The 12,777-nt window shown below is 48.2% G+C and carries 10 protein-coding genes; all 10 read left to right on the top strand.

Annotation, left to right across the window (positions count from 1 at the left end; genetic code table 11):
- Positions 1–3 precede the first annotated feature (3 nt).
- The 10 genes from GY169_RS10275 (at position 4) to GY169_RS10320 (ending at position 12,777) form a co-directional block, all read left to right on the top strand.
- Complete coding sequence (locus GY169_RS10275) at positions 4–261, top strand: EscS/YscS/HrcS family type III secretion system export apparatus protein (RefSeq protein WP_167575681.1); 258 nt, start codon at positions 4–6, stop codon at positions 259–261.
- Positions 262–263: 2 nt separating this feature from the next.
- On the top strand, positions 264–1,040 hold the full coding sequence (gene sctT / locus GY169_RS10280; RefSeq protein WP_167575682.1) for a type III secretion system export apparatus subunit SctT: 777 nt from the start codon (positions 264–266) through the stop codon (positions 1,038–1,040).
- 19 nt (positions 1,041–1,059) lie between these two features.
- A complete protein-coding gene (locus tag GY169_RS10285) occupies positions 1,060–2,124 on the top strand; it encodes an EscU/YscU/HrcU family type III secretion system export apparatus switch protein (protein WP_167575683.1) in 1,065 nt (354 codons plus the stop codon).
- A gap of 81 nt (positions 2,125–2,205) precedes the next feature.
- On the top strand, positions 2,206–2,712 hold the full coding sequence (gene sicA, locus GY169_RS10290) for a type III secretion system translocator chaperone SicA (RefSeq protein ID WP_223802738.1): 507 nt from the start codon (positions 2,206–2,208) through the stop codon (positions 2,710–2,712).
- Positions 2,713–2,764: 52 nt separating this feature from the next.
- Positions 2,765–4,657, top strand: a complete 1,893-nt coding sequence (gene sctE / locus GY169_RS10295; RefSeq protein WP_167575684.1) for a type III secretion system translocon subunit SctE — start codon at positions 2,765–2,767, stop codon at positions 4,655–4,657.
- A gap of 18 nt (positions 4,658–4,675) precedes the next feature.
- On the top strand, positions 4,676–5,785 hold the full coding sequence (locus GY169_RS10300) for a hypothetical protein (RefSeq protein ID WP_167575685.1): 1,110 nt from the start codon (positions 4,676–4,678) through the stop codon (positions 5,783–5,785).
- 56 nt (positions 5,786–5,841) lie between these two features.
- Positions 5,842–7,002, top strand: coding sequence for an IpaD/SipD/SspD family type III secretion system needle tip protein (locus GY169_RS10305; RefSeq protein WP_167575686.1), 1,161 nt, complete (start codon positions 5,842–5,844; stop codon positions 7,000–7,002).
- Positions 7,003–8,289: 1,287 nt separating this feature from the next.
- Entirely contained in the window at positions 8,290–10,680 is a 2,391-nt protein-coding gene (locus GY169_RS10310; RefSeq protein WP_167575687.1) for a hypothetical protein, read from the top strand.
- Positions 10,681–10,711: 31 nt separating this feature from the next.
- Positions 10,712–10,957: an acyl carrier protein gene (locus GY169_RS10315; RefSeq protein ID WP_167575688.1), complete on the top strand. Its 246-nt coding sequence runs from the start codon at positions 10,712–10,714 to the stop codon at positions 10,955–10,957.
- A gap of 602 nt (positions 10,958–11,559) precedes the next feature.
- On the top strand, positions 11,560–12,777 hold the full coding sequence (locus GY169_RS10320; RefSeq protein WP_167575689.1) for a PrgH/EprH family type III secretion apparatus protein: 1,218 nt from the start codon (positions 11,560–11,562) through the stop codon (positions 12,775–12,777).

Raw genomic sequence — 12,777 nt, forward strand, 5'->3', positions numbered from 1 at the left:
ACAATGAATGAAATAGCATATGCAGGTAATAAAGCGCTGTATCTGATCCTCATGCTATCGGCTCTGCCGATTATTGTGGCGACGGTTGTAGGCCTGTTGGTTGGTCTTTTTCAAACGGTTACGCAGTTGCAGGAACAAACGCTACCCTTCGGCCTGAAACTATTAAGCGTGGCATTATGTCTATTCCTGGTCACCGGTTGGTATGGCGATGTGTTGGTTGGGTTTGCTAAAGAGGTGATTCGTATGGCAATGGTAAGCTGACGATGTACACGCTACTTTTCTTTGATCTTCATCGATGGTTATATGAAATGGCAATGGTATCGGCAAGAGTGATGCCTGCCTTTATCTTATTACCTTTTTTTAACTCCAGTACCCTGAGCGGCGCAATTCGTATGCCAGTGGCCATGCTGGTTGGCGTTTCTCTTTGGCCTTATCCCGGTGCACCCATCGCCGGGTTTGACAATGCCTGGTTTCTCATTCTTATTGCTAAAGAGCTAATGCTAGGGCTGATTATCGCCTTTTTTTTATGCTTACCTTGCTGGGTACTTCATGCTACCGGCAGCTTTATCGATAATCAGCGCGGGGCAACATTAAGTAGTTCTATTGATCCCCTTTCTGGTGTTGATACCTCTGAGCTAGCCAATTTCTTTAACTTATTTGCGGCGGTGGTGATGCTGCAAAATGGCGGGCTGCTGCTGTTGCTGGAAGTTTTTGAAAGGAGCTATCTTCTTTGGGCTCCTTATCAAATGGAAATGCCGGGTTTTATGCTGGTGGTGAAGTTTATTACGCTGGTGGTCAGTCACGCGATTGTCATTGCCAGTCCGTTGATCATCATATTTTTGCTTACCGAGCTTTGCCTTGGCCTGCTAGCACGATTTGCGCCGCAGCTTAACGCCTTCGCATTAGCATTGACCGTGAAAAGCATCATCGCATTTTTTCTTCTGCTTCTGTACTTCACGCCGATCATTCCAGGGAAAATCATGTCTCTACAGTTGGTCCCGGATATTTTAAATGGATGGTCAGTTAAAACAATTTATTGAGTAACAAGTCGAGGAGTAAATGTCAGGAAGTAAAACCGAAAAGCCAACACCGAAGAAGAAAAAAGAAGCCGCCGAGAAAGGACAGTCTTTTAAAAGCAAGGACCTGATTATCTCCTGCTTAATACTCCTTGGTGTGCAATACCTTATTAATACTCATGATGCAGTAGAATTTATGACCCTGTTACGTAGAGTCATTGAAAATGGCTTTGCCAATGATATGGAGGGATATGCTAAAGCCGTTTTCTGGACCGGTATCAAAATATTCCTACCTTTTTTATTGCTTTGCATTGTGGCATCGGCTCTCCCTGCGCTCTTACAAACAGGGTTCCTGCTCGCCAGCAAAGCTCTTAAGCTTAATTTCTCCGCGCTCAACCCAGTGAATGGTTTTAAGAAATTGTTTAGCTTGAGAACCGTAAAGGACGTCATCAAATCATTACTGTTTTTGGTCAGCTTTGTGTGTGCTGCCATCATGTTCTGGAATAAGAATAAGGTTACAGTTTTCGCTCAGGTCAATACAGATACGGTCAATATGTTCCCAATATGGGCCCAGCTATTTGGCGCGTTGGTTTATCTTTGCTTGGGTTGTGCACTTATGGTGTTGATTCTTGATGCCCTTGCTGAATATTTTCTGCACATGAAAGATCTGAAAATGGATAAGCAGGAGGTTAAAAGAGAGCATAAAGAGCAGGATGGCGATCCTGAGATTAAATCAAAGCGTAAAGAACTGCATATGGAACTGCTTTCCGATCAGGTGAAATCTGATATTGAAAACTCCAAGGTTATCGTCGCTAACCCCACCCACATCGCGGTTGGTATTTACGTCAACCTTGAAGTAGTGGGGATACCGTTTATTTCTGTACTGGAGACCAACCAGCGCGCCCTGGCTGTCCGCGCTTATGCGGAGAAAGTGGGCGTGCCAGTTGTAGAAAACATCCATCTTGCCCGTCGCATCTACAAAACCCACCGCCGATATTCATTTGTTAGCCTCGAGGAACTCGATGAAGTTATTGAAGTTTTAATCTGGCTTGAACAGGTTGAGAATGCCTGGAAGAGTGAACATGTTACCCCTACTGAACGTGAATGAGCGTTCTTTGTGCGTACGCCTTAAATCATTATGTTGTAATGCAGTCATCAGTCGGTGATGACGTAATCAGAGAGTAAATAAATGATGAAAAAAGATATTACCGAGCAAGAAGCATCCTTAGTTCTTACGGCCACTTTGGAACATGGTGCTACGTTAAGAGAAATCCATGGTATTCCTGATAATACAATGGAAAACATTTATGCCCATGCCTACCAATATTATAAAGAAGGGCGATTGGATGAAGCGGAGAGTTTCTTCAACTTTCTCTGCATGTACGATCTTAAGAACCCCGATTACTTCATTGGGTTAGGGGCGGTTAACCAGTTGAAGAAAAATTATATTAAAGCCTGTGATTTTTATGCACTGGCATATGTGATGGCTGATAATAATTTCACGCCGGTATTTTACTCGGGGCAATGTCAGCTATTAATGGGTAATTTTGTTAAAGCCCTACAGAGCTTCGAGATTATCTGTAATCGTTGTCCCGATGAGGCCTTGGTTAATAAGGCAAAAATATATATGGAAACCATTCGTAGTAATCGTTTTGAACAAGCCGAAGTTGAAGACACTCAGGAGGTGGAACAGTAGTTTTAAAATATCTATTTATGTGCTGAAAGCTAATAAGTTATAAGGAAATTATATGAGTTTAACTTTATCTAATAATGTTCACGCTGGGAAAGTGGTCGACACCACTGTATCCAGTGATGCCATTAGCCACAAAACGCATATTTCCAGCAGTCAAGGCTCGCGGCTTAACTTGATCGCACAGCAAAAGAGCATGGATGAAATTGCGACAGGTGTTTCTGATGAACTTGCTCGGGAGATTGAGACTGAAATTGACAGGCCCGCTATTCGGCAGTCAACGGGTAAGCTGACCAATAAATCGCAAATGTTATTGACCATGCTGCGTTATCAATCGGTCAGCAACTCAATGAGCGAGAGTATGCTGGCTAACGCGGCGGCTGTTTTTAATGCCCAGGCCAATGCCAATATTCAGAAGGCCCAAGAATTATCTGCCGAACTTGACAAGCTAAAGGAGGAATTTGATACCCAGTCAGGCGTGATTAATGACATGCAGGATGTCTTTGACTCAGCGAAATCAGATTGGGGGAAAGCTAACAGTAAGTTAACCGATGCGCAGAACACGCTCAATAACTTACTCGACGATCCCGACGCGAAAAGCGAAGACATTAAAAAAGCGCAAACAGCCGTTGCTGAAGCTCAGCAGGGATTAACCCAGGCTTCACAGGCGCTGTCGAATGCTCAGCGTAATCTCGATAAGGCGTTGGACGTCGGGCAAAAGATACTCAATAACGTCAACGCCAAAACGGCTGAGATGAATGCCAAATATAGCAACGTTCAGTTTAACAATACTGCAGGTAAACCTGCAGAACAGCATTCAGAACAGGCGCTCACCCGCACGGCAATCATGATCCAATTGATTACCGAGTTCATCATGAAGATGGATGATATTTCTTCTGAAAAGCTAAAGAACGATCTTGAAATCAATAAGATGCAAACTCAGGCTCGTCAGGCTGAAATGAAGCGTAAATCTGATGAATATGAAGAGCAGGTACGCAAAGCTGAGGAAGCACAAAAAACGGCAGGCTGTATCGGCAAAATTTTAGGTGGCTTGGCTATCGCTTTCGGCGCGATTACCACCATTTTTGGCGGTGGCGGCGCGGCGCTGATGGCTGTTGGTATTGCCTTGATGGTTGCCGACCCCATTGTCGAAGCGATTACTGGTCAATCCCTGACCGGCATGATTATGGATCCTCTTATGGAACATGTCCTCATGCCGCTAATGAATGTTCTGGGTGATATTGTTACTAAAATCTTTGATAACACCCCGCTAGGGCTGCTATTGAATGCCATTGATAAAGCAACCGGCGCTAACATGATGGACACGATCCATTCTGTGGTAACCGCGGCGGTGGCGATTGCGGCGATTGTTGCTGTGGCCTTTGTCGCTAAAAGCGCGGCCAAATTCTTGATTGAGAAAATGTCGCAGGCGATGACTTCTGCCATTGTTCAAACGGTGAAAGCGGCGATTGCTAAAGCGATCAATAAGCTCATCCCGACGCTGGTTAAAAATACAGCGAAGCAGGGCGCCGCTGCCGCCAGAGCGGTAGCCACACAGGTTTCGCAAAGCATTCAAAATGTTACCCAGAGTGTCACTAAAAATATTACTGGTTTTCTTCAGGGGAGTGAGTCGACGGTTCTGAATAATCTGAGCAAGATTAATATGAACCATATCATGATGGCGAACGTCGGTGTCAACACTTCCAATGGCATTATCCAGTCCGGCATGAGCATGAATATTGCCAATATTCAACTGGAAGCCCAGAAAGCATTGGCGAGTTTCCAACTCGCACAAACCGATGTGAGAATACTAAGCGATATTATCTCGAGCTATTTGACACGTTTTAAACAAGACCAGGAGCAAGTGCAGAAAATGGGGCTGACGCTCTCTGATATGCTGCAAAATCAGGCTGCGACTGGTGCTGCTGTTATTAAAAATATGAAAGCTTAATTTTATTCAGGATATATTATGACGACTATTTCTAATTCCGTTGTATCACAGCGTCCAATAACTACGCTCGATAATGATAGCTATGTTAAAAAGGCCGAGTCGGCACCGTTAAAATCTCAGGAAATTACGCAAAGCACTGCCACACCTGTATTTGTTGACAGTGCAGCAAAAAATGTGGTGTCTGCGGCGTCTCTGAAAGACACCGCCCCTGATATTGTACCTAGTCCAGTGCAGGCAGACCCAGAAGCCTTCACCAAACAGGTTTCTCAGGCGTTGGGGTCCATTTCTAACTTAACCCAGTCCGAAGCCTCAAAAGCCATGGAGCAGATGAACGATTCATTGGTTGTGCTGGCTAATAAGAGCGGCTTCGATATTTCGACTATTGCCAATGGTTTTAGTGGCAAAGCAGCACAAGTTCTGCAAACGATTTGCCTGGCCGCACAATATAACCAATCTATTATGCGTGAACAGTCTAGTGCCAATAACATGATGGCGCGCAGTTTGGGGGAGATGAGCTCTAAGCAAATTGTTCAGGCTGGTATTGAAAATAAAGCGATGGTGGATAAACAGGCCGGTATTTCGTTAGCGACAACAGCTGTGTCCGGTGGTATCCAGACCAAAGCGTTAACTAAATCAAACCAGGCGATTCAAGTTCATGGTTCAAAATCTATTAACCTTAAGCGCGATTCCGATGCGCTGAGTGCCAGTGCGGTACCAGGCTCACGTTCAAGACTGGATAAGATGACGTCACAGGATGCCTCTGATATCAAGCTGCTGAAGAAAGAGTCTAATCGATTGAAGCATGATTCTTCAGCAGAAAACCTGCAGCAGCAACTGCGCGCCAACGATGCAAGCAAGCTGAATATGCAGGGTATGATGTTTGGTCAGGGGGGGCAGGCGGTTGCGAACCTGTCTTCTTCAAATGGTCATGTTGACAAAGCAAACGCTGAAGCGAACGCACAGCTTCTGAAAACTGATGAAAACGTCTTTACTTCACGTAAAGAATCTGATGAGCGCGAGCAGCAGGCCATCGGTCAGTTTAAGGCGGAATTGATGCAATTGCTTAACCAGATTCTCGCCAACCGAGCGGGCACTGTCAGAGCCATGACTGCTAACCTGAAAGCCTAGTCCTCCTGTTATCATTAAGCCCAGCCTCCTGCTTAAGGAGGCTTTTGTGAGTTAAAATGCCAATTGATCATATTACGTCGAACCCCATTACTCCGGCTTGGCTATTGAACAAAACGGTGGAGAGCGAGTCGCCAGTTGATAATAACCAACATCTGGCATCGACAGATGATATGGCCCCGGAGTCCACCGCCACACTGAAGAGTTTACTGCCAGATTCCGTTGTCCGTTTACTCTTAAAATCAACGCCATCAACCCGTGATGACGTCGCGGAACTTAGCAAGTTGGTTGAAAACGGGCAGACGTCCGAACTACAGAAAAAGCTGGAAGTCATTAAGGCTAAAAATGCCATGACAAGTCTGGCTGTTGAGCAGAAGAAAGCACTTTTAGCGGGTGTCGCAGCGGGATTGTCTTCATCCGTTAGCGCCGCTGGCGTGAGTACAAGTAATGAAGTGCCGGCGGCGCTAACCCTTGCCGATCAGGAATTCCTTAACTCGGCCAGGACTGCCGCGGCGTTTACCCGTACCTCGCTACCGGTTGCAGCCGAAACGCCTGATGACGCCTCCACGGTAGATGCGGAAGATATTCTCAGCATATTTAATGAGGTGGTTAAGGATAGCGAATTTTCCACTTCCAGTAGCAAAGAGATTTGCGATGCCGTTGCCGAGGCAATTGCCTCAATGGGCGAAAACTATCTTGATGTTTTTCAGGAAGCCGTGGAGGTGTACGCCAGCTTTTACGCCGATTTTTCTGATGTCATGGCGAACCTGAAGAAATACATCTCGGTTGATGACGAAGATATTAAATTTAATGGTAGAGGTTTTGCTGCTGAATTAAAAACTGTGATTGATAAGTACAGCGGTGATGCTGGGATCTTATATAGCGCATCCTCCCCGGAGGAGGCAAAGGCCTGGGCTAAGGAAATGGGGCTTGACCCAGATAAATGCGTTGATGGGAATAATGTTCGTATAGATTTATCATCGGTCAGGAAGCTATATACAAGTTCTTATAACGATTACAATAACAAAACACTTAACTCAGCGCAGTGGGCTGCATATCAAAGTAGTGTCGATATTGTGAAGGATTCCGTGCAAACCGGCATGCAGTCTCTGACGCAGAAATATTCAAACGCAAACTCTACATTTGATAATTTAGTCAAAATATTAAGCAGTACTATTTCTCAGCTTTTAGAGTCTGATAAGTCCTTCTTTAATATTTAATAGGGAGTTGTTATGATACCTACTTCACGCACGGCATCACCACTACCTTGTTTCTCATTGAATAACCCTGCAACTCAAGTGCGGGGACCACTTAGTACAGTTACTGGCGTTTCAAACATCAACTCACAGCTTGTGCTGAAAGATGCCGAGCAACAGTTTATCTCTCACCATAAATCTGTTGTTGAGCTCCTGACCCAGGCGGCATCGCTTGCGCAGAACGCAATAAATACCCGTGAAACGGATTCGGCGCAAAGGGCTCAAGAGCCAGCAAACGGGGCGCTTAGTCGAGATTCGGTGGATAATCACGTTGAAGTCACGCAGAATTCTCGTGTGCCAGGGGACGCCTCGCAGAACGAGCAAATTGCAAACGCATTAAAGAACTTGCCCTCTGGTGAGCAGTTCGCTGCCCAAAAAGCTGAAACCGCAAAGCAGGCGCTGTTAAATGAAATTACCACCTTCCAATTGCCAGGTAAAACGGTAGCAGCGTTTATTGCAATTGTTGAGAATAATAGCGGTAACGCTGACCCAAGGGCCATGAAATGTGTTGAAGATTTTATGGTCATGCGTCATGAGATTAAATCACGCCTGGCGCCAGATGATAGTAAGGCGATTAAAGAACTTAACAATGTGACTAAATCATTCATCTCCAGCATTGTTAAGAATGGTGTGGGGATGGATTCTCCAGCGGCTGGGTCGAGTAAAAATCACAGCGAATTAAAAAAACACCAGGCGATCTGCAACAATCTGGTTGCGCTTGATAAGCATTCTCAGCAATCTTCAGGCTTGAGTTTCAATGTCGAAATAGCAAATCGTATTTATGAATCACTGATTAATGAGGGTCTATCTCAGGAGGAATGTGTCCAGGTGATGGACAACGTTCATAACATTTTCAGGAATTCGATTGCGGAGCAAAATTCCTCCCTGAGTATTATCAATCGGAGCCGCAATTTATCCCCTTTCGAGCAGGCCCAGACTCGACTCGGTCAGGAGTCGATAACATTTGATCTATTGAGAAATGCGCTAGCTGATAAAGCGCAACCCAAAGCTGATGATGCGGCCAATCCGGGCCCTGGCCCTGAAATAGAAATGGGGCATTCGAATCAACCGGGTATCAATATTACAATCAATGCACCTTTCACTTACACCTACCATGAAGGTAATCAGGGGAGTGAATCTCCGGGCATGGCTTCGGGAAGCCAACCGGCCTTTACGACATCTTCCGGTATAACTCAGACTGATGATCCCATTGCTCCACAATCAGTGACGACTGCAGTGGGAACTGAGGAAATGGATTCATCTACACATCCGTTACAAGACTCTCAGCGCCCTACGATGACTAATGCCGTCGAACGTTCGGTTCAGCATGCACCCGATCTTTCTGAGCAGGATAGTCAGACAACATCTCCCGATGAGTCTCCGCGCCAATCTGTTAGTCGAGGTTTGGGTAGCAACAATGATGCTGCTAATGAACTGCATCACGATGTCATTGATGCGGCGACGGGGCCAGCCGTTCAACCTACGGATCAGCAAGAAGAACAGAACACCGTAAACGCCACTCGTACTGACCAGGCGAGCGGAACAGATGGCGATAGGGCATCGCTTCGGTCCCCGGTTTCGTCGTATATCGGCGGCCCGGGCTCCGCAAACGCCCGGTCGAACCCGGCAGAAGCCCGGCGTATTGTGGAGCCTGGCCCGACGGTGCTGAACAGCCAGGGGACGCTGTTCCGGATGCCGGCCAGCAGCCTGGCGGGAAATATGCCTGGCAAGCCGGCGTCAGCAGCCACGCCGGATACGTCAGCAGGGCGTACGCCTGATGGCGGGACAATGCGGAACAAAGAGACGCAAACGCCGGGGAACACGCTGTCTCAGGGCACCGGTGACGGAAAGGTACGCGACGCGGCAGGTCAGCCGCCGGCCGCGGCAAAACCAGACTCGCCGTATATCGGCGGCCCGGGCTCCGCAAACGCCCGCGCGAACCCGGCAGAAGCCCGGCGTATTGTGGAGCCGGGCCCGAGGGTGCTGAACAGCCAGGGGACGCTGTACCGGATGCCGGCCAGCAGCCTGGCGGGAAATATGCCTGGCAAGCCGGCGTCAGCAGCCACGCCGGATACGTCAGCAGGGCGTATGCCTGATGGCGGGACAACGCGGAACAAAGAGATGCAAACGGCGAGGAGCACGCTGTCTCAGGGCACCGGTGACGGAAAGGTACGCGACGCGACAGGTCAGCCGCCGGCCGCGGCAAAACCAGACGCGCCGTATATCGGCGGCCCGGGCTCCGCAAACGCCCGCGCGAACCCGGCAGAAGCCCGGCGTATGGTGGAGCCGGGCCCGACGGTGCTGAACAGCCAGGGGACGCTGTACCGGATGCCGGCCAGCAGCCTGGCGGGAAATATGCCTGGCAAGCCGGCGTCAGCAGCCACGCCGGATACGTCAGCAGGGCGTATGCCTGATGGCGGGACAACGCGGAACAAAGAGATGCAAACGGCGAGGAGCACGCTGTCTCAGGGCACCGGTGACGGAAAGGTACGCGACGCGACAGGTCAGCCGCCGGCCGCGGCAAAACCAGACGCGCCGTATATCGGCGGCCCGGGCTCCGCAAACGCCCGCGCGAACCCGGCAGAAGCCCGGCGTATTGTGGAGCCTGGCCCGAGGGTGCTGAACAGCCAGGGGACGCAGTTCCGGATGCCGGCCAGCAGCCTGGCGGGAAATATGCCTGGCAAGCCGGCGTCAGCAGCCACGCCGGATACGTCAGCAGGGCGTACGCCTGATGGCGGGACAATGCGGAACAAAGAGACGCAAACGCCGGGGAACACGCTGTCTCAGGGCACCGGTGACGGAAAGGTACGCGACGCGGCAGGTCAGCCGCCGGCCGCGGCAAAACCAGACGCGCCGTATATCGGCGGCCCGGGCTCCGCAAACGCCCGCGCGAACCCGGCAGAAGCCCGGCGTATGGTGCAGCCTGGCCCGAGGGTGCTGAACAGCCAGGGAACGCCGTTCCGGATGCCGGCCAGCAGCCTGGCGGGAAATATGCCGGGCAAACCGGCATCAGCAACCACGCCGGATACGTCAGCAGGGCGTATGCCTGATGGCGGGACAACGCGGAACAAAGAGATGCAAACGGCGAGGAGCACGCTGTCTCAGGGCACCGGTGACGGAAAGGTACGCGATGCGGCAGGTCAGCCGCCGGCCGCGGCAAAACCAGACGCGCCGTATATCGGCGGCCCGGGCTCTGCAAGCGCCCGGTCGAACCCGGCAGAAGCCCGGCGTATGGTGCAGCCTGGCCCGACTATGCTGAACAGCCAGGGAACGCAGTTCCGGATGCCGGCCAGCAGCCTGGCGGGAAATATGCCTGGCAAGCCGGCGTCAGCAGCCACGCCGGATGCGTCTCAGGGTGCCGGTGACGGAAAGGCACACGACGTGACAGCTCAGTCGCCAGCCTCCGCAACATCAGGTTCCTTAAGCGCCCGCGCGAACACGACTGAAGTACCGCGTTCCAATCAGAAGGAACCCGGCATGTTGAACCGTCAGGGTTCGTACTGGCAAGGACTTGATGGCAATCAGGCCAGCAAAGTGACTCCTGGTCAGACATACAAATCGTCATCGTTTGTAGGGAGTCGTGGTTCATCACAGGCGACGCCATATTTCAGCGGTGTTTCAAAATCCACAGCGAAAAAGTAGTTTGCTGCGAGCCATTTTGAACGAGGAAGCCATGAGAAAAATAGAACAAAATGTTGTAGGTACCGTGAATAATATTATTGCTCAAGCATTATGTTGTGATATTGAGCAGGTCACTAAAGATAAAGATATGTATTACGATCTTTTGGCCGACTCATTAGCAATGATTGATATTTTTGTTGCGCTGGAGCAAACGTATTCGATTGCTTATACAGAAGAAGATATAACAAAAATAGAACGCGTGGAGGATATATATCATTTTGTCAATGTTCACATTTAGAGAGGGACGTTTGATGAATATCAATGCCGTTATCTCTGCGGAGTATCGCTACTACACTCCAGGGGGAGGGGCCTCGTATCCATATCGGCATTTTTTGTCGCAATTAGAGGGCGTAAGGGGAGGGATCCCAACGAATATGTTCAGGAAAAATGTATGTGATTATCATAATCTCATGAATTATAAAATAGATGATGATGATCTTAGTGATGAGTATGTGGTATCTCCATTACGCAAAGACAAGCCACTGCACATAATATCATTTATCCGGTTGGTTTCCGGTGTCGAAAGTCACCTCCTGGCTTATTATGTACCTTACCAGTATCGAAAGCGAACGGTCTTTAAAGTGCGACATCGTGGATACACTGTCAGAAAGTGCAAAAATATCTAGGGTCACTTTACAATTAGATTAATCAGCGTAATCAAAGGGCACTATGACTTTATTATCATAGTGCTTTTTTTATGAAAAAATGATCGTTTTTGTCGTTGTTCGATTATGTTTTCATCACAATTGAATCATGATTTTTATCGCATCTCTGAGTACTATTACGTCATGATTGATGGGCTCGATGTCTATCATTTCTCACAGGATCATAAAACTAATTATGCTGGAAAAAAAACAAAACAATAATTCTGCGCGAAAAGTTGTAATTCGTTTGATTAATGGTTCGCTACGCGGGTGTGAGTTCACGCTTACGGCCGGGAGAACCGTATTCATCGTCTGTCATGCAGATGATATTAAGCAGCAACACCAGGGAACCCTCACCCCCGATAACACGATTTACATCCCCTGTAGCGTACCGTCGCCCAATTTTGAAATATTTGTGCCAGAGGATAAAGATAAGCTTCTTGTTTTACATGTATTTGACGTCGATGGTGCGACTGAACAAGAAATTTCTGCGAACAAATTAATTGCTATCGGTGAGCAGAAGATCTGTTGGAGAGATGAAAAGGATGCCTTTTCCGACGATTTGTTAACCGATTATGTTCATCAACAGTCACATGATGATGCTGAGCAAAATGATGATGTCAGAACGACCACCGGTAAAAGCCCTTGGTGGAAATTGGCTGCGGCTTTCGTCATTATTGGCTGCGTCTCCGCTGCCGGATACTCTTATCTGAACGAAACTCAGCGTCAAATTACTTCAGTTGCTGAATTTCTGGATAATAAGGTAGGCGATTACCATATCATCTATGGTAAGGACAGTATTATCTACATCCTCTCTGAAAGCGAAAGCGCGGCGCAATGGGCCATTCAGAGTATGATTCGAACGCCTTCGCCTTACCGCACTAAGATCTTGACAACCGACAATGAAGCACAGCGAATCGGCACATGGATAGAAAGCAACTGGCCGCAGGTCAAGCTTCATCGTGTCAGACTTGATTATCCCGAGCATCCTGTTATTGAGGTTAGTGCGGAGCGAACGAAATTATCTCCAGCGGAAATGAAGAGGTTTACTGATTCGATCGCCAAAAATATTAATTATGCTACTGATATCTCAGTTAAGAGCATTTCTGACCAAAGCATTCGCCGCCTGGCTATCGATGGCCTCGAAAAATTGTCGCTCTCTTTTACAGAGGTAAAAAATAGCAACAGCGTGACGCTGGTTATTCGTGGAGCACTCGACGATGGTGAGCTTGAAAGATTAAAAACATTTATTACTCACTACTCCCAAATATGGAAAGGAGAGTATGTGCAATTTGCTATGGAGCTTAAAGATGATTGGCTGAAAGGCAAATCATACAAATATGGAGATCGCGGATATGTCAAGTTATCTCCGGGACATTGGTATTTTCCACGCAACATAAAAAAGGAACTATGA

Origin of the sequence: Kluyvera genomosp. 3 (genome assembly GCF_011765685.1) — a bacterium.
GTDB classification, from domain to species: domain Bacteria; phylum Pseudomonadota; class Gammaproteobacteria; order Enterobacterales; family Enterobacteriaceae; genus Kluyvera; species Kluyvera georgiana_A.